Annotated in this window: 16 protein-coding genes; 8 read left to right on the forward strand and 8 right to left on the reverse strand. The window is 67.8% G+C overall.

The window, feature by feature from the left end; genetic code table 11:
* Positions 1–26 precede the first annotated feature (26 nt).
* The 5 genes from AB0L89_RS35035 to AB0L89_RS35055 all read right to left on the reverse strand — a co-directional run bounded on the left by AB0L89_RS35035 (position 27) and on the right by AB0L89_RS35055 (position 3,968).
* Complete coding sequence (locus AB0L89_RS35035) at positions 27–776, reverse strand: YidC/Oxa1 family membrane protein insertase (RefSeq protein ID WP_365150736.1); 750 nt, start codon at positions 774–776, stop codon at positions 27–29.
* Positions 777–911: 135 nt separating this feature from the next.
* Complete coding sequence (locus AB0L89_RS35040; RefSeq protein WP_365150487.1) at positions 912–1,232, reverse strand: DUF6412 domain-containing protein; 321 nt, start codon at positions 1,230–1,232, stop codon at positions 912–914.
* 149 nt (positions 1,233–1,381) lie between these two features.
* Complete coding sequence (locus AB0L89_RS35045; RefSeq protein ID WP_365150490.1) at positions 1,382–2,932, reverse strand: sodium:solute symporter family protein; 1,551 nt, start codon at positions 2,930–2,932, stop codon at positions 1,382–1,384.
* Positions 2,929–3,141 (reverse strand): DUF3311 domain-containing protein, encoded by a 213-nt coding sequence (locus AB0L89_RS35050; RefSeq protein ID WP_365150493.1) that lies wholly within the window; start codon positions 3,139–3,141, stop codon positions 2,929–2,931. The genes AB0L89_RS35045 and AB0L89_RS35050 overlap by 4 nt, the downstream gene beginning before the upstream one ends.
* Before the next feature lie 11 nt (positions 3,142–3,152).
* Complete coding sequence (locus tag AB0L89_RS35055; protein WP_365150496.1) at positions 3,153–3,968, reverse strand: class E sortase; 816 nt, start codon at positions 3,966–3,968, stop codon at positions 3,153–3,155.
* Positions 3,969–4,088: 120 nt separating this feature from the next.
* Here AB0L89_RS35055 and AB0L89_RS35060 point away from each other — a divergent pair, with 120 nt between their 5' ends.
* A complete protein-coding gene (locus AB0L89_RS35060) occupies positions 4,089–5,126 on the forward strand; it encodes a hypothetical protein (RefSeq protein ID WP_365150499.1) in 1,038 nt (345 codons plus the stop codon).
* A 242-nt stretch (positions 5,127–5,368) separates the two neighbouring features.
* A complete protein-coding gene (locus tag AB0L89_RS35065; RefSeq protein WP_365150502.1) occupies positions 5,369–8,527 on the forward strand; it encodes a DUF3427 domain-containing protein in 3,159 nt (1,052 codons plus the stop codon).
* Here AB0L89_RS35065 and AB0L89_RS35070 read toward each other — a convergent pair.
* Positions 8,524–9,210, reverse strand: coding sequence for an ATP-binding protein (locus AB0L89_RS35070; protein ID WP_365150505.1), 687 nt, complete (start codon positions 9,208–9,210; stop codon positions 8,524–8,526). The two genes, AB0L89_RS35065 and AB0L89_RS35070, sit on opposite strands and share 4 nt — an antisense overlap.
* A 176-nt stretch (positions 9,211–9,386) precedes the next feature.
* Between AB0L89_RS35070 and AB0L89_RS35075 the strand changes: the two genes are divergently transcribed.
* From AB0L89_RS35075 to AB0L89_RS35095, 5 genes are all read left to right on the forward strand, one after another.
* Complete coding sequence (locus AB0L89_RS35075) at positions 9,387–10,235, forward strand: helix-turn-helix transcriptional regulator (RefSeq protein ID WP_365150508.1); 849 nt, start codon at positions 9,387–9,389, stop codon at positions 10,233–10,235.
* Positions 10,232–10,429: a DUF397 domain-containing protein gene (locus AB0L89_RS35080; RefSeq protein WP_365150511.1), complete on the forward strand. Its 198-nt coding sequence runs from the start codon at positions 10,232–10,234 to the stop codon at positions 10,427–10,429. Before AB0L89_RS35075 ends, AB0L89_RS35080 begins: the two co-directional genes overlap by 4 nt.
* A gap of 356 nt (positions 10,430–10,785) precedes the next feature.
* Positions 10,786–11,118, forward strand: coding sequence for a hypothetical protein (locus AB0L89_RS35085; protein WP_365150514.1), 333 nt, complete (start codon positions 10,786–10,788; stop codon positions 11,116–11,118).
* Positions 11,115–12,176, forward strand: a complete 1,062-nt coding sequence (locus AB0L89_RS35090) for a hypothetical protein (RefSeq protein ID WP_365150517.1) — start codon at positions 11,115–11,117, stop codon at positions 12,174–12,176. The genes AB0L89_RS35085 and AB0L89_RS35090 overlap by 4 nt, the downstream gene beginning before the upstream one ends.
* Before the next feature lie 450 nt (positions 12,177–12,626).
* On the forward strand, positions 12,627–12,932 hold the full coding sequence (locus AB0L89_RS35095) for a hypothetical protein (RefSeq protein WP_365150520.1): 306 nt from the start codon (positions 12,627–12,629) through the stop codon (positions 12,930–12,932).
* Here the strand turns inward: AB0L89_RS35095 and AB0L89_RS35100 are convergent.
* On the reverse strand, positions 12,929–13,363 hold the full coding sequence (locus AB0L89_RS35100) for a hypothetical protein (protein ID WP_365150523.1): 435 nt from the start codon (positions 13,361–13,363) through the stop codon (positions 12,929–12,931). The genes AB0L89_RS35095 and AB0L89_RS35100 overlap by 4 nt on opposite strands.
* A gap of 203 nt (positions 13,364–13,566) precedes the next feature.
* Positions 13,567–14,949 (reverse strand): DUF445 domain-containing protein, encoded by a 1,383-nt coding sequence (locus tag AB0L89_RS35105; RefSeq protein ID WP_365150739.1) that lies wholly within the window; start codon positions 14,947–14,949, stop codon positions 13,567–13,569.
* A gap of 358 nt (positions 14,950–15,307) precedes the next feature.
* Between AB0L89_RS35105 and AB0L89_RS35110 the strand changes: the two genes are divergently transcribed.
* Positions 15,308–16,630 (forward strand): SGNH/GDSL hydrolase family protein, encoded by a 1,323-nt coding sequence (locus tag AB0L89_RS35110; RefSeq protein WP_365150526.1) that lies wholly within the window; start codon positions 15,308–15,310, stop codon positions 16,628–16,630.
* Positions 16,631–16,638 lie beyond the last annotated feature (8 nt).

Consider the following 16,638-nt stretch of genomic DNA (forward strand, 5'->3'; position numbering starts at 1 on the left):
CAATACCCGGTTCACGTACTGGACCGTTACCCGGCGGTAGCCAGCGCCCCCGCCGCGTTCGGCATGTCCCGGTACAGCACGGCACGTTCCACCGCGCTCCAGGTCGTACTGGTCACCACGTACAGCGCGGCGGCCAGCGGCACCACGGCCACCGTGAACAGAGTCATGAACGACATCAGCGGCATCACCTTGGTCATCGCGGCCATGCCCGGCACCTGCTGGTCACCGGCGCCCGGCTGGGGCGTGGCCGCCATCTGCCGCTTGGTGCGCCGGAAGTTGAAGGTGGCGACCGCCGCGACGAGCGCGAACAGGCCGAGGTAGACCACGCCCTGCGCCCCGAAGAGCCCGCCGTCGGCCAGCGCGTCCGTCCAGCGCCCGCCGAGGGGCGCGGCGAACAGGGTGTGGTCGAGCAGCGTGTTCTTCTCGCCGCCGATGCTGGTGTTGGAGAAGAGGTGGTAGAGCAGGAAGAACGCCGGCAGCTGGAAGAGGCTCGGCAGGCAGCCGGAGAGCGGCGACACCTGCTCCTTGCGGTGCAGTTCGAGGACGGCCTGCTGGAGCTTCTCCGGGTTCTTGGCGTGCTTCTTGCGCAGCTGGGCGATCTGCGGCGAGAGCTTGGCGCGCGCCTTCTGGCCGCGGGCCGAGGCACGGGAGAGCGGGTGGACGAGGAGGCGTACGCACGCGGTGAACAGGACGATCGCCGCGGCCGTCGCCGAGGCCTGGAAGAGCGGGTCGAGCAGGTCGGCCAGGTGCTCGACGAGCCCCGCGAACACGGACATGAAGGCGGAGAAGAGATCGGACATGGAGAAGCCCTCCGAGGGTTTCGTCGTGCCGGAAGAGAGGGCGACGTACGGAATGACGTCGCGTCGGCGTGACGAACCGCGAGAGGGTCGGGCGATGTGCTGCGCGTGCCCCTACGCGGCCGTCGGGAGGGGACGGCCGGGTGCTCGGGGGCGCCTGCGGCCCTTGGCGTCGGGGTCGCGTTGGGGCAGGAAGGCGGTGCGCCGCTCCCGGTCGCGGATGGCCGTGCGGACGCGCGTACGCGGCACGGCGGGCGCGGAGCGCGCGGCGAGCAGGGAGCAGACGGTGAGCGCGGAGCCCGCGGCGGCGGTGGCGGCGAGCGCGACCGCGGCGGTGAGGCTGCCGGTGTCGACGAGGACGACCTCGACGAGGAGGAACAGCAGGAGCAGGGCGGGGCGCGCGGCGGCCTTCCAGCTGCGGATCAGGTCGTGCATGCGCTCCTCCTCTCCTCGGTCCCGCGGGCCGGCGCACGTCGATCGGTGCACACGGCACTTGTCCTACTGACGTTTATACAGGATGGGCCGCCACCGCCTGAAGAAGCCGGCGGGCCCCGACCCGGTGGGCCCCGCCCCGGTGGCCGCGGTCAGCGTGCCGCTCCCGCGGAGGCGTCGACGTCGGCGTCGGCGGGGACGACCTCCTCGTCGAGGGGGTCGCGCGCGAGTACGTCCTCGTCCGGCCGGGTGTCCGCGCGGTCGGCGGTACCCGCGTGCGGCACCCCGTACGACACGGCGAGCGCCACCGCCAGATTCACGGCGAGCGCGACGATCCCCGCGTTCACGCCGAAGACGGGATCGTTCTCGCTGAAGACGAGCCCGCACACGATCCCGACCCCCACGACGAGCCCGCTGAGCGCCCCGGCCAGCGTCAGCTTCCGCCACACCAGACCCAGGAGCAGCATCGGTACCAGCTGCGCCATCCCCTCGTACGAGATGAGCGAGAGCCGCACGAGCGTGTTGGGCGCCCCGTACGTCAGCGCCAGGGCGAGCGCGCCCGCGACGACGACCACGGCCTGCGAGGCCAGTTTCTGCCGCTGCGGGGAGCGCCACCGGGGCAGCAGCGACAGCACGCTGCTGCCCCACATCGTCCCGATGACCAGCATGAACACGGCCATGGGCACGATGGAGGAGAGCGCGGCGGCGACCCCGATCACGCCGACGCCCCACGCGGGCAGCGAATCCACGACCAGCTTGAACAGCGCCAGATTGGACTCGGCCCCGACCAGTCCGGGCACGACGAAGAGCGCGGCCATGCCCAGCAGCATGGGCACGAAGAGCAGCACGTTGTAGGCGGGGAGCCAGATGGCGTTGCGGCGCAGCCCGTCCGCGCTGCGGGCGCCGAGGTAGCCGGCGACGGTCGTCGGGAAGATGACGACGGTGAGCGCGTTGAGCAGCGAGGTGGTGGCGAACCAGGCCTCGCCATAGGCACTCCCCCCGCTCCCGGGAAGCGTCAGCCAGTCGCTCTTCTCCGCGACGATCCGGTCCAGGAACGGCCCGTACCCGTCGAAATAGTGAACCGGCACATAGACGGCGAGAAATCCGAGCGTCCCGATGACGAGTACGTCCTTCAGGACCGACACCCAGGCACTTCCGCGCAGCCCGCTCACCACCACGAACCCGGTCGTGACCGCGAAGCCGATGAAGTACGCCCAGTTGAGGCTGATCGCGCCGTAGGAGATGGTCGAGACGACGACGCCCATGCCCGTGATCTGCAACTGGATGTACGGCAGCAGGAACACCGTCACGAGCAGCGCGACCCCGGCGCCGAGCCAGGGCCGGTCGTAGCGGTGGGCGACCATGTCGGAGATGCTGACGAGGCCGTGCCGCCGGGCGTAGGCCCAGAGCATGGGCCCGACCACGTACCCCACGGCGTATCCGCAGGACATGTACGCGACGACGTACAGGACGGGCGCGCCGTAGTTGTACCCCCAGCCCGCGGCCCCCAGATAGCTGAAGCTGGTGTACCCCTCCCCCGCCATCAGCACCCAGATGAAGACGGCCCCGAGGCTGCGCCCGCCCACGGACCACTCGGCGATCCCGCCCTGCCGCCCGCGCCCGCGGACGGCGGCGAGGCCGAGGGCGACGGTGGCGGCCATGAAGACGCCGAAGACGGTGGTGGCGACGGCTCCGTCACTCATGAGCTCCGGCCCCCGTTCCTGAGCTTGCGGTCCCCCCGGTGGGCGAGCCACACGCACAGGGGCGTGAGCAGGGTGGCGGCCAGCAGCCAGAAGAAGAGGAAGGGCAGCCCGAGGACGACGGGCCGTACGCGATTGGCGAGAGGCAGGGCCCCGACATAGAGCACGAAGGGGCCGAGCAGCCACAGCAGATGGGGTCGTCGAAGGATCACGAACGACGACCTTATCGAGGTCGCATCGACCGAAGCTGTCCCCACACCACGAGCCGATACTTCGAGGTGTACTCGGGGGTGCAGGTGGTGAGGGTGATGTAGAATCCCGGCTCGCTGTACCCGTACCCCTTGCGCACCTCGCTGCGCGGCACGCTCCGGATGACGCCGCCGTCGCGGGGCGAGGTCCGGTCCAGCGCCTTGTCCACGACGTACGTATAGACCGCGTCCCTGGTCTCGACCCGCAGCTCGTCCCCGTCCCGCAGCCGGTTGATGTACCGGAACGGCTCGCCGTGCGTGTTGCGGTGCCCGGCGAGCGCGAAGTTCCCGGCCTGGCCGGGCTGGGCGGTGCGGGGGTAGTGCCCGACGTACCCCTGGTTGAGCACGGCACTCTTGCTGATCCCCTCGGCGACGGGGACGCGGATGCCGATGCGGGGGATGCGGAGGACGGCGTAGGCCTGGTCCCAGTGGGGTGGGGGCGAAGGGGTGGGGCCGGCGCCACGGGGGCGGGCGGCGCCGGAGTCCGCCCCGGACCTGGAGTCGCGCCCGGGGTCGGCGTCGGCCCCGGCCCCGGGTGCGGGTGCGGTATCGCCACGGGAACCGGACCCCGACCCTGCTGTGGGCCCGCCCCACTCCTCCTCCAGGGCCCGCACCTTCTCCTCGGCGGCGGCGCGGGCCTGCCGGTTGGTCCACCACAGCTGATGGGCGACGAGCAGGAGGAGGACGAGCCCGAGGGTGACGGCGACTTCGGCGCCGTGCCACAGGGCCCGCGCGGCGGTGGACCGCCGAGGGGGACGCCCCTGCTGTACGACCGGTACGCGATCCCGCACGAAGCCCCCTTCGACCGACGGCCGCGGGGAGGATAGGCGCTGGGGGCGGAAGTATCCATGGCGGAACGGCACCCAACCGCCCCTCCTGCCCAGGGCCCTCTCGGCAGTACGGTGTCCCGTATGCGCCCCGACAAGCCTGCTGCTGCCGACCACGTCGACGTCGACCACATCGCCGAAGCCGCGCGCCTGGAGCGCACGGCCGACCTGTACCCGGAGGACACCGAACAGCTCCTCCTCCAGGCCGCGGCCCACCTCGAACTGGCCGGTGAGCGCGACCGCGCGACGACGCTCTACGACCACCTGCTGTCGTCCTCGGCCCCGCAGCCCCCGTCCGCCCCGCTCCTGATCCGCGCGCTGAAGGCGGCGAACCTCTGGGAGTACGGCCACGAGGCGGAGGCACGGGCGATCATCGAGGGTGTGCGCACGGCGGCCCCGCGGGAGCCGGCGCCCTGGGTGATCGTGGCGGAGGCCCTGGAGGCCCACGACGAGCTGGAACAGGCGCACGCCACGTTCACGGAAGCAGTGACGCTTCTGCTCCCCGCGGAGACGGCGGAGCCCCCGTACACGACGCACCCGCTCCTCTTCGGCCGCCACCGCGTACGCCGCCTCCTGGGCGCGGACCACGACGACTGGGACGCGCTGGCGGACCACGTCTCGACGGCCTCGGTCTCCCTGGACGAACTCCACGACCCGAAGCGGGTCTGGTTGCTCGGCTCGGAGAACCCGGCGGAACTGCGGGCGGAAATCGCCCGGATCCAGGCGGAGTTGGGCTCGTACCGCGAGGCGCTCTCCCGCCCCTTCCCGGTGGCGATCCTGCACTGGCCGGCCACGGAGCTGACGGAACTCCTGACGGCGTACCCGTCGCTGTCCTCCGAATACCCCTCGCACGAGGCGCACTTGAGGACCATAGAGTCCTCCCTGCGCGAACTCGCGGCCTCGGGCACCCCGAACCTCGGCATCGTGACGGGCACGGTCCCGTCCTACGAGGCCTTCGCCGCCTCGGAGGGCACGTCCCCGGAGGACTCGTCCCTCCTCCCCCAGTACGCGACGACGCTGGCGGCACGGGGGCGCGCGGAGGGGTGGCCGCCGGAGGCGGGCGGGGTTTGTTGGTGTGGGTCGGGGGTGGCTTATGCGGGGTGCCATGGGGGCGGCGCCTGACGGCCGTCGCGGTTCCGGGCCCGGGCCCGGGACGGGCATCTGCCTCTGGAGGCGCCCGGGCCAACCTCAAGGCCTTGCTATTCGAGCCACTCAGCTCCGGACATACTTCGTCGACATACAGCCAATTCTGGACCTGATCTCGCGCACATCTCAGAGTTGCAAGCTTCGATGCTCAAGCATCGACCGTCAACGACTCCTGCTAGAACGGAGCCACATCGGTTTCGGCGGTCAAGGGAGTCAGCATGGTGGAGTCGTGGGGTGTTGAGCGGCCAGTAGCTGGTGTCTACGAGAAACTCATCACCCAAGGGCTCCAGGACGACATAGAGCATCTTGAAGCTGCTGGTTGGAAGACCATCGATGCTGAGGTCAGCTCCGATTCCGCGCCACACGTCCTGGCCCGCCACCTAGGTGAGGTCATTGGGCAAAGGCTGCTCCAGTTGCCACATGGTCAACGAGTTCGTGCAGCTAACGCGCTGATGGCAGCACTGGAATCAACTGAGCTTGCCAGCGATAGCGGCAAGGAGCTGGCAGCCGAGCTCATCGCCGACGGCCCGCGCCAACTCATCGCCCTCGCCGAGCAGGAAGCACCTGGGGCCTTTGCTTTGCGCCCGTTGACTCCCCTCTCCGAAGCCTCCCTACTCACCAACTCTCCAGAAGACCCCAGCCTCGGCTCTGAGCTGCGCGCCGAGATTGCCACAGCAGATCACATTGACCTCCTTTGTGCGTTCGTGAAATGGCACGGCCTCCGCGTGCTCGAACAGTCCCTGCGAGCCGCCCGCGATCGCGGCACTCCCATCCGCGTGATCACGACCACCTACATCGGAGCAACAGAGCGGCAAGCCTTGGATCGCCTAGTCAATGAGTTTGGCGCCGAGGTCAAGGTCAACTACGAGATTCGGTCGACACGACTGCATGCGAAAGCCTGGCTCTTCCGGCGCAACAGTGGATACGAAACTGCCTACGTAGGCAGCTCCAACCTCTCCAAGTCAGCGCTCCTGGACGGCCTCGAGTGGAACGTACGCATGTCTTCAGTCGCTACGCCTGCCGTCTTGCGGAAGTTTGCAGCAACGTTCGACTCCTACTGGAGCGAGCCCGCATTCGAGCCGTACTGCCCCGAGGACGATGCAGACCGCCTAGACGGCGCACTGGCTCAAGCGAGCGGACGCACCCAGGGAACTGGAAGGAACACCATCACTCTCTCCGGACTTGAAGTCACCGCCTACCCGCACCAGAAGGACATGTTGGAGCGCTTGGAAGTCGAGCGCTTGATCCGCGGCCGTCACCGCAACCTCCTCGTCGCCGCGACGGGAACGGGCAAGACCGTCATGGCAGCGCTCGACTACAAACGACTTCGCCGTCAGGCTGGGCGCGACCTGCGTCTCCTCTTTGTCGCTCATCGCAAAGAAATCTTGGACCAGTCCCTGCGGACATATCAGGGTGTACTCAATGACGCCAACTTTGGCGAGCCCTTCCACAGCGGAGAGATCCCAAAGGACTGGACACATGTCTTCGCTAGCGTTCAGTCACTTAACTCCCGCGTACTGGAACGACTTTCCCCTGACCACTTTGACGTCATTGTTATCGACGAGTTCCATCACGGAACGTCTCCTACCTATCGCAAGATTGTCGACCACTTCACACCCGGTGAGTTGCTTGGGTTGACCGCGACACCCGAACGCATGGACGGCAAGAACATCCAGGATGAGTTCTTCGAAGGGCACATTGCGGCCGAAATGCGGCTGTGGGAGGCCTTGGAGAACGACTTGCTCAGCCCGTTCCACTACTTCGGGATCAGCGACAACACCGACTTGAGCTCCGTGGAGTGGAAGCGAGGCTCCTACGACTCGACCTCCCTCAGTAACGTCTTGACCGGGAATGACGTACGCGCACGGCTTGTAGTGAAGGCGGTCAAGGAGAAGATCGGCTCTCCAAGCTCCATGCGCGCCCTTGGGTTCTGCGTCTCGGTCAAGCACGCGCACTTCATGGCTGACTACTTCAAAAGGGCCGGACTCAACGCCATCGCCCTCTCCGGAGAGAGCCGACGTGATGAGCGAGAGCAAGCCCTCATGGACCTCAAGACCGGGAAGGTTCAGGTGATCTTCTCTGTCGATCTCTTCAACGAGGGCCTCGACATCCCTGACGTCGACACCTTGCTCCTGCTCCGCCCCACGGCGAGCGCCACCGTCTTCCTGCAACAGCTGGGGCGAGGACTTCGTCGCACCGAAGACAAGGCCGTCCTCACGGTGCTCGACTTCATCGGGCAGCACCGCAAAGAGTTCCGCTTCGAGAATCAGTTCCGCGCCCTGACCAACCTCACCCGAAAGCGCCTGCTCGACAACCTGAGCAACGACTTCCCCCTGCTCCCATCGGGCTGCCAGATCATCTTGGAAGCCAAGGCCAAGCAAACCATCATCAAGAACATCAAAGACCAGATCAACGTCAACGTGGGCGCGCTAGCCCGAGAAGTCTCTGCCTACGGTGAGCACCGCCTGTCCACCTACCTAGAGGAGAGCGGCCGCGAGATCAAGGAGCTCTACCGCGGCGGAAACGGCAACTCGTGGACCGGCCTACTGCGCCGTGCTGACCTGCTTACCGACGCAGCTCCAGAAGGTGAGTTGGGGTTGCTGAAGCGCATCCCTTCATTCCTTCACGTAGATGACCAGGAGCGCATCGAGGTGTACCAACGGCTCCTCGCCGACGACGCTCCGCTGTACGACAGCTTGTCACCGCTGGAGCAGGGTTACGCTCGCATGTTGTTCTTCAACTTCTGGGACAAGGCCGGTGGTTACGCTACCTACCAGGAGGGACTGACGGCTCTGCGCAGACACAAGGCTGTCCGCGAGGAGCTCCACCAAGTGCTCGACCACTGCCTTGCTACCGCGGATCACTTCCCGATCCCGCTGGAAGGCCCGCACAGCGGCGTCCCCTTGAAAATCCACAGCTCCTACAACCGTTCCGAGATCCTTGCCGCACTCGGGGTGGCCCGCTTCGGCGGCCAGATGCCGGGATCTTTCGCGCAGGGAGTAGTCGACGCCAAGGAGGTCAACTCCGATGCGCTGCTCATCACGCTGGAGAAGGACGAGAAGGACTTCTCGCCCTCGGTCCGGTACAAGGACTACGCGATGAGCCCGACGAGGTTCCATTGGGAGTCACAGAGCACAACTGACGAGGAATCCACGACCGGTCTCAGGTATCGCGAGCACGTACAGCGCGGCAGCCACATCCTGCTCTTCGTTCGCCGGTACAAGAACACCGATATCGGTGGCCCCGCGCCCTGGATGCTCCTTGGGCCTGCCCGCTATGTGTCCCACACAGGAAGCAAGCCCATGGCGATCACGTGGGAGCTCGACCAGGAGATGCCGGCCGATGTGTGGACGTACTCAGCGATCGCGTCGAACTAATCCTCCTGGGCGAGGATGCTGACCGCCCCTTCGAAGCCGCTCTCCGCCTCGAAGTGCATCTGCGCCCGGTCTAGCGCATCGTCAGGGTCGCAACCATGCGCCTGGAGCCAGTGAAGGAGGTCGGCGATCAGATCGATCGCCACCTCCTCCGCTACTGCGACACCCACTCGACCTGAACCAGACACCGCCCCTGGACGCCCACCGCCATAGAGCAGCAGGTGCTCCGCTGCTCGTGCCACTCTCGGGCTGTCGGCCACTACATCGGCAATTCCTGCTCCCGTCTCGACCTCGCACCACACGGTCTTTGAGTCACCGCAGAGAATGACCCCCCAGCGTTGCTTGGACACTGCGTCGACGACGGCCATCCCTCGCCCCGACTCCGCTTCGGGGGCGGCGTCCAGGAGTGTCGGAAGTGCCCGGGCGTCGGAGTCACGCATTTCGATGCGCAGATAGGCGCCCCGGACGGCCACCGTGAGGCACACGGCCGTGCCCTCCCCCACGTGACGAATGACGTTTGACGCCAACTCCGCAACGCAGATCTGGGCTGCTTCAACCACATCCGGCAGACCCCAAAGGGTCAATCGCAGCTTCAACGTGCGTCGAAGACCCGCTACTTCATGAGGCTCAGCCGAGAAGCGCTGCACCCAGGGCTCCCGCCGGGCGCATTCATTCGCATAGATCATCGCTACCTACTTCCCGCGCACCACACGCGCTGCGTCACCACGATCACCCACAGTGAGAGATTCTCAGTGCGCATCCCTTCGTGCAACGTGCATATCGAGATTCCCTCTAAGGAGTGATTGGCCATCCGCCCCACTTCCGATGAGATGGAACACCCGCTACCGCAGGAGGGTTTGACATGGCTGGTTCCCCAACCGCCCGCCGTCGCCGACTGGCGATCGAGCTCAAGAAGCTCCGCGAGGAGAACGGCTTCACTTGCAGCTACGTAGGCAAGGAGCTGGACTGGAGCAGCTCGAAGGTCAACCGCATGGAGACAGGGCAAGGACGGGTACAGCCGTCTGACGTCGACGCACTGTGTCGCTTCTACGGAACACCCGATGACCTGCGCGACCTCCTCAAGTCCTTGGCCAAGGAGTCAAAGACCAAGGGGTGGTGGCACGCCCATGGAGATGCGGTGCCTTCGTGGTTCTCCGTGTACGTGGGCCTAGAGCAAGCCGCATCCAGCTTGCGCAGCTACCACAGCGAGTTCGTTCCTGGGCTTCTCCAGACCCCTGACTACGCCTCGGAGCAGAGCCGCGCCTGGGTCGACCACACCGCCGATGAGATTCAGCGCATGGTCGACGTACGCATGCGGCGTCAGGACCTCTTGGCGGGTGAGAGCGCGCCCGACGTGTGGACTGTCGTGCACCAGAGCGCGCTGATGCACATGGTGGGAGGCCGACAGGTCATGGCGGGGCAGCTCGAACGTATGCTGGAAATCGCGAAGTTGAAGAACGTGACGATCCAGGTCCTGCCGTTCGATGCGGGCGCCTACCCCACGACAGGGGCGTTCACCGTCCTCGGCTTTCCGGAGCAGGAGGACCCTGACGTGGTGTACCGGGAGGGGCTGACAGACTCCGTCTATCTCGAGCACCCCACGGATGTGGCCCTCTACACGAAGGCGTTCGACCATCTTCGTGCGCTAGCTCTGAGTCCGCAGCGATCAGGCTTGCTGATCAAGAGAGTTCTGGAGGAGCATTCCCAATGACGCTCACCCCAAGTGTGCAGTGGCGCAGGAGCAGTTACAGCAACGGCATGGGTGGAGAGTGCGTCGAGGTCGCAACCGACGTTTCTGTAGTAGCTGTACGAGACTCCAAGGCGCCTCTAGGCCCTCAGATCACCATGAGCCCTCCCACTTGGAAGATATTCGCGGGAGCGATTCAGTCAGGAAACCTTGGCTAAACGATTGATTGGCTGGGGTCGCGGATGATCGCTCCAGCCCGGTCGAGGAAGGCTGAGTGCGCCTGCGTCATCTCGCGGCTCGCTCGTTCCCACTGGGCCCACTCTGGACTCTGCCGTCCAGGAGCAGGAGAACGGCCGCCCTGCGCCAACCTGAGGGCTTGCGTCGCCTCGAGCGTGCTCACCGTCACGTCACTCGCGAGGCGAATCACTTCTTCTGGCCCCCATAGGGCGAGCTGCCTCGTACATGATTGCAAGGCCAGGCTGCGATCCCTGAGCTCATCGCGCGCGTCATCCGATAGCCGCCCACCCGCCCGTATGCCGGGTGCCGCTCGCGCCAGTGTGTCCTCGACCGCGGAATGAGCGTCAAGCAGCCGCCCGTAAGCCTGCTGTCGCTGCCCTCGCACCCACTGAAGGTGCTCGGCAACGGCCTGACCTTCAACTTGCAGGCGCGCTGCCTCAACTGCACTTGTTCCGCCGAACTTTGCCGCTCGCAAGGACAATGCTCCACCAGCGATCGCGCCGGCAACCGCCGCAACAATCCCAACGCCAGCCGCCAGCACCGCAGCCACTCCCTGATCCATACCCCGTATCGTCCCTCGCTGCGAGTGATCTGCCAAAGCGCAATGCTGACAAGCTGGTTGGCCCCCAAGGGCTCGTGTCGATCAGGCGGACTAGCCTCTACAGCATGACGACATCCGCCCTCACGATCAGCCCCGGAGATGTCCGTACGCGTGCGGAGATCCGTCAGGAGTTAGGAGGGAGCCCTCAAGGCGGGATATGTCCATCAGAGTCCAAGAAGACCGTTGTCCTCTTCTCTGACATCAAAGCTGGTGAGCCGTACGGCTACCGCGATGGATGGCTTGCCGAAGAGGATGACCTCGGCCCCCTCTTCGCGTACACCGGAGCAGGCACGAAAGGTCACCAGACCTTTGGAGGGCTCTACGGCAAGGGCAACTCCGCTGTGCTCGATCACGCCGCACGTGGACGCACCCTCCATCTGTTCATCGCTGACGGGAAGGTTCAGGGATCCGGCGCTCGGACGCATCGCTACATCGGCCCCTTCGAGGTTGATGAACGCGAACCGTACCAACTGCGACAGGCTCGCGATGAGAACCAGGAGGACCGAAGCGTCATCGTCTTCCGCTTACGCCCGACCGGCGAGTTCTATCGCTCCGACGGTCACACACTGCCCAGGGCGAAAGCGACCCGGCCCATCTTCTTTCGCGCCAGGGAAGCAACTCGCCTAGCCAGGGCTCAACGTAAGCAGCGAAACCAGCACCGCAACCTCACGCCCGATGAAGTTGTCGCGCAGCGGCGTGATGAGTTGAGCGAGAGCTACGAGAGCCGGTTGACCGATGCGGGCCACTCAGTCGGCCGTCTACAGGTAGAGATCAAAGACAAGACATACAGCCTCATCAGTGACCTTTACGATGAAAGCGACAACACTCTCTACGAAACAGCGGGCAGTACGTCGCGCGAGGCGGTCAGGAACGCGCTGGCGCAGCTCTTGGACCTCAGTAGATATCTACGACTGATGGAGCACAGCCAGCCACTCCGGCTCATGGTTCTCTCACCTGAGCTCCCCGACGCGGACATTCGAGAACTCCTCGATGAACACAACGTGGGCGTCATCTACCGCAACGAAACGGGAGACTTCTCAGAGTTCCAGGGTGAACGACGTGCACCGGGCGGCGGCACTGTAGCCCCGAGCTTCCCCTGTGCGGAGTGCCCAGCTCTGAGTAGCTAGCAGTTGCGACAGAGCGCACGCTCGGCCGCGAAGTGCCGTAAGCCCACTCGCTTCTTGGCCATGGTCGCGCCTCCACGCCTTGAGTAAAGGGCGCTCCGCTGCGCTGCGCGTCGGCTTCGCCGATTGCGCTTCGCTTCACCCTTGACTCAAGGCGTTCCAGCGCGAGGGAGAAGCAAGCGAGCAGGCCGGAGAGGTGGGGCCACGCCCTCGCAGGTCAGGGGTGCCGGGTGGGTGGCGGCTGCCCGTCGTGGGTGGGCGCGTTCCGCTTCGTCGGGCACGTCCGGTCTCGTCAAGCGGCTGTCGACCGGTTGGGGCGCTGACTGGCGCGGCGGCTGTCCTGTTATGCCCAGCCGGTACCACTCTGACCGCTCCTGAGAGGGGCGGCGTAATCTCGGCTGCGGATCCGCAGGCACAGCTGTGGATGACCCATCGCCTACGCCGGGAGGCCTCATGCCCCGCATCTCCACCGCCCCCATAGCCGCCGCTGGGCTCATCGGCGGGTACGCCACCGCCCGGTTCACCAAGAAGCGGCCCCTCGGTGGGGCCGTGCTCGCCGTGGCGGGGGCCGCCGCCGGGCAGCAGTGGCGGAAGGCCGCCGGCGGGAAGACCGCTGCCGCACTCGGGGGCGTCTACGTCGCCGCGTTCGCCGGGTCGCATCCGCTCGCCAAGAAGGTCGGCGCCTGGCCCGCCGTGTTCGGGGTCGCCGGGGCCGTCGCCGCCGCGTCGTACGTGCTGGTGGACCGGCGGCAGGGCTAGGACAGCGGGCCTCTCGTGGCCCGGTCCGCGAGCCACGCCACCACCAGCGCCCCCGCCCCCATGACCAGCGTGAAGGACGCCCACGCCACCTGCCACGCGTCCGCGTCCGGCGTGGGGTGGGTGTCGAGGGAGACGAACAGCAGCGTCGACGGTGGGGCCGCCACCGTCAGCAGGGTCCAGACCGGGCGGTCCCGGATGCCGGAGTAGGCCGCCAGCGCCGCAAGGGCGAGGGTGAGCGCCGTCAGGCCCAGGGCCGTCACCGGGGACGTCTCGTCGATCGCGCCCGGGGCCTCGGGGCGGTTGCGCAGGTCCCAGGGGAGACACACCACGTACGCGGTCGCCGCCAGCGCGGCGCCCAGCAGGCGTGTCGCGTACCTCGGCAGCGGCCTGCTCTTCGGGAGAGGGGTCAGCAGCGCCTTCGCCTTCTTCATGGGCGTGGGTATGGGTGCGGATGTCGGTGTGGGTGTGGGCATGAGGTCGACGGTGCCTTCCCTGGCTGTCGGGGCGACAGAGTATGCGTACTCAGGTTCGGGCGCGGCTCGTGCGTGCGCCCCCGGTCGCCTTCGCCGCCGCGCCCACCGCGGAGAGGCGCCCCGCGATCCCCCGGACGACGGTGCCCCACGCCCCGCCCCCCCTACGCCCCCAGCAGCCGCGACACCGTATAGATCACGAGCCCCGCCAGGGAGCCGACCACCGTGCCGTTGATCCGGATGAACTGGAGGTCCCGGCCGATGTGCGCCTCGATCTTCTTCGAGGTGTGCTCGGCGTCCCAGCCCGCCACGGTGTCGGTGATGAGCGAGGTGATCTCGTCGCGGTACGTCGTGACCACGTAGACCGCCGCGCCCTCCACCCAGCCGTCGACCTTCTGCTGGAGCCGGCCGTCCGTCGCCATCCGCGCGCCCAGCGAGAGCAGCGAGGCCCGCACGCGCAGGCGCAGCTCGCTGCGCTCGTCCTCGGCGGCGGCGACGATCATGGAACGCACCGCCGACCACGTCGAGGCGATCAGGTCCTGCACCTCGCCGCGCGCGAGGATCTCCCGCTTGAGGCGCTCCACGCGCGCGCGGGTGTCCGAGTCGGACTGGAGGTCGGCGGCGAAGTCGGACAGGAAGCGGTCGACGGCGCCGCGCGCGGGGTGCTCGGGCATGTCCCGCATCTCGGTGACGAAGCGGAGCAGCTCCTTGTAGACCCGCTCGCCGACCTTCTTGTCGACGAACCGCGGGGTCCAGCCGGGCGCGCCGCCCTGCACCGCGTCCATCACCGAGTCGGCGTGCTCGACGAGCCAGTCGTGGGCGCGTACGCAGACGAGGTCGACGACCCGCTTGTGGCCGCCGTCCGCGACGACCTTCTCCAGCATCTTGCCCATGCCGGGGGCGATCTCCTGGGCGTCGGCGCGGCGCGTGACGGCCTCGCCGACGACGGCCTGCACGTCGGAGTCGCGCAGGACGGTCAGGGCGCCGCGCAGGGCCGTGGCGAGCTCCGCGGTGACGCGGTCGGCGTGCGCGGGCTCGGCGAGCCAGGCGCCGAGGCGGCCGCCGATGCCGACGGCGTGCAGACGGCCGCGCACGACGTCGGCGGAGAGGAAGTTCTCCCCGACGAAGTCGCCGAGGGAGGCGCCCAGTTGGTCCTTCTTGTTCGGGATGATCGCCGTGTGCGGGATGGGCAGGCCGAGCGGGTGGCGGAACAGCGCCGTGACGGCGAACCAGTCGGCGAGCGCGCCGACCATGCCGGCCTCGGCCGCGGCGGCGACATACCCCGCCCAGGCACCGGCGCCGGAGTTCTGCGCCCACTTCGCCAGGACGTAGACGAGGGCGACGAAGACGAGGAGTCCCGTCGCCGTGATCTTCATCCGGCGGACGCCGCGGCGCTTCTCCTCGTCGGCGGCGCTGTAGGTGAAGCCGCCGGGGCCGACCGGGCCCGCCGGACCGCTCGGACCGCCGCCCGGCGCGCCACCGCCACCGCCACCGCGCGGGCCCTTGCCGCCCCGCGCGCCGCCTCCCGAGGCGTCGCCGCCACTCAGCGCGCCATCGCCCCCCTCTGCGCCATTGGGGGATCCGTCTGCTCCGAACGGGGCGCCGCTTGAAGAGCGAACTTCACGGGCATGCTGACGGTCGTCCCCGTTGCCCGGTTCAGTCGCTTCCTCCGCGTTTGTGCTTTCCACTCACTTCACCTGGCCCGTTCGCCTCGTCCTCATCCGCATTGTCCCCGCGTGGTGTGTCGTACGCCCCTTCATGACGGACTCCTGGAACGGACGACAAGTTCCCGGCGTCTCATGGGACGGAGGGGGGCAGTGTCGGCCGCCTCACGGCCCATGACGCATCATGGGGTGATCACACCGGAGCCTCGGAGCTCCCCCTGCCCGAGGAGAAAGAGCCCGCATGACCAAGCGTCACGGTTATGCCCTTCTCGCCGCGGTCCTCGCGGTCATAGTGGTGGTCTCCGCCGCCATATACCTCGGTGTCTCAGGCACCGACGACGGCTCAAAGGACACCATCAGCGCGGGTCCGCGCACGCCGCGCAACTCCGCCGCGCCCGCCTCGTCGGGCACCTGGGTCGGCTCCTGGGCGGCCTCGCCCGCCGGCGCCGAACCGGGCACGGCGCAGAAGGGGTTCGCCGGCCGCTCCATCCGCAACGTCGTGCACACGAGCGTCGGCGGCACCAGCGCCCGCATCACCCTCTCCAACCTCTACGGCACCACGCCGCTGAGCGTCACGCACGCCTCGGTCGCCCTGGCCTCCGCCACGAACGACCCGGCCGCCGCGCCCGGCACGCTGCGCCGCCTCACCTTCAACGGCAACACCTCGGTGGTCATCCCGCCGGGCGCCCAGGTGATGAGCGACGCGGCCCGGCTGCGCGTCCCGCACGACGCCGACCTCCTGATCACCACGTACTCGCCGACCCCGTCGGGCCCGGTCACCTACCACCCGCACGCGCGCCAGATCAGCTACGTGGCCGACGGCGACCGCACCGAGGACCAGAGCGGCGCCGCGTACACCGAGCAGAGCCCGTTCTGGCGCTACCTCTCGGCGGTGGACGTGCTCAGCAACGAGACGGACGGCACCGTCGTCGTCTTCGGCGACTCCATCACCGACGGCATCTCGTCCACGATGGGCGCCAACCGCCGCTGGACCGACGTCCTCGCCGACCGGCTGCGCGACGAGTCGGGCGCGCCTCGCTACGGCGTCGTGAACCAGGGCATCAGCGGCAACCGCATCCTGTCCGACGGGCGCGGCCGGCCCGCCGCCAACCCGTCCGGCCTCTCCCGCTTCGACCGCGACGTCCTGGACCGCACCGGCGTCAAGGCCGTCGTGATAGCGCTCGGCGTCAACGACATCCTGCGCAACCCGCACCAGAACGACCCGGACCGCATCGTCGAGGGCCTGCGCGAGCTGACCCGCCAGGCCCACACGCGCGGGCTGCGCGTGGTCGGCGCGACGCTGATGCCGTTCGGCGGCCACCGCGGCTACGAGCCCCGTCTGGAGGCCGTCCGCCAGTCGGTGAACGAGCAGATCCGCTCCGGCCGGGTCTTCGACGAGTACGTCGACTTCGACCGGGCGCTGCGCGACCCGTACGACCCCCGCAAGCTGCGGACGCAGTACGACTCGGGGGACCACCTGCACCCCTCGGACGCGGGGTACCGGCGGATGGCGGAGACGTTCAACCTGTCCCACCTGAAGGGCTCGGCCGCGGCCGAGCTCTGAGGCGCCGC

It is taken from the genome of Streptomyces sp. NPDC052114 (assembly GCF_040680155.1).
In the GTDB taxonomy this organism is placed as follows: domain Bacteria; phylum Actinomycetota; class Actinomycetes; order Streptomycetales; family Streptomycetaceae; genus Streptomyces.

Excerpts from the sequence above, each read along its gene's own strand:
- AB0L89_RS35075 (WP_365150508.1), top strand. The coding sequence starts at position 9,387 with ATGGCTGGTTCCCCAACCGCCCGCCGTCGCCGACTGGCGATCGAGCTC.
- AB0L89_RS35040 (WP_365150487.1), bottom strand. The coding sequence starts at position 1,232 with ATGCACGACCTGATCCGCAGCTGGAAGGCCGCCGCGCGCCCCGCCCTG.
- AB0L89_RS35060 (WP_365150499.1), top strand. The coding sequence starts at position 4,089 with ATGCGCCCCGACAAGCCTGCTGCTGCCGACCACGTCGACGTCGACCAC.
- AB0L89_RS35090 (WP_365150517.1), top strand. The coding sequence starts at position 11,115 with ATGACGACATCCGCCCTCACGATCAGCCCCGGAGATGTCCGTACGCGT.
- AB0L89_RS35080 (WP_365150511.1), top strand. The coding sequence starts at position 10,232 with ATGACGCTCACCCCAAGTGTGCAGTGGCGCAGGAGCAGTTACAGCAAC.
- AB0L89_RS35110 (WP_365150526.1), top strand. The coding sequence starts at position 15,308 with ATGACCAAGCGTCACGGTTATGCCCTTCTCGCCGCGGTCCTCGCGGTC.
- AB0L89_RS35100 (WP_365150523.1), bottom strand. The coding sequence starts at position 13,363 with ATGAAGAAGGCGAAGGCGCTGCTGACCCCTCTCCCGAAGAGCAGGCCG.
- AB0L89_RS35070 (WP_365150505.1), bottom strand. The coding sequence starts at position 9,210 with ATGATCTATGCGAATGAATGCGCCCGGCGGGAGCCCTGGGTGCAGCGC.
- AB0L89_RS35035 (WP_365150736.1), bottom strand. The coding sequence starts at position 776 with ATGTCCGTGTTCGCGGGGCTCGTCGAGCACCTGGCCGACCTGCTCGAC.
- AB0L89_RS35095 (WP_365150520.1), top strand. The coding sequence starts at position 12,627 with ATGCCCCGCATCTCCACCGCCCCCATAGCCGCCGCTGGGCTCATCGGC.
- AB0L89_RS35065 (WP_365150502.1), top strand. The coding sequence starts at position 5,369 with ATGGTGGAGTCGTGGGGTGTTGAGCGGCCAGTAGCTGGTGTCTACGAG.
- AB0L89_RS35045 (WP_365150490.1), bottom strand. The coding sequence starts at position 2,932 with ATGAGTGACGGAGCCGTCGCCACCACCGTCTTCGGCGTCTTCATGGCC.
- AB0L89_RS35085 (WP_365150514.1), top strand. The coding sequence starts at position 10,786 with ATGAGCGTCAAGCAGCCGCCCGTAAGCCTGCTGTCGCTGCCCTCGCAC.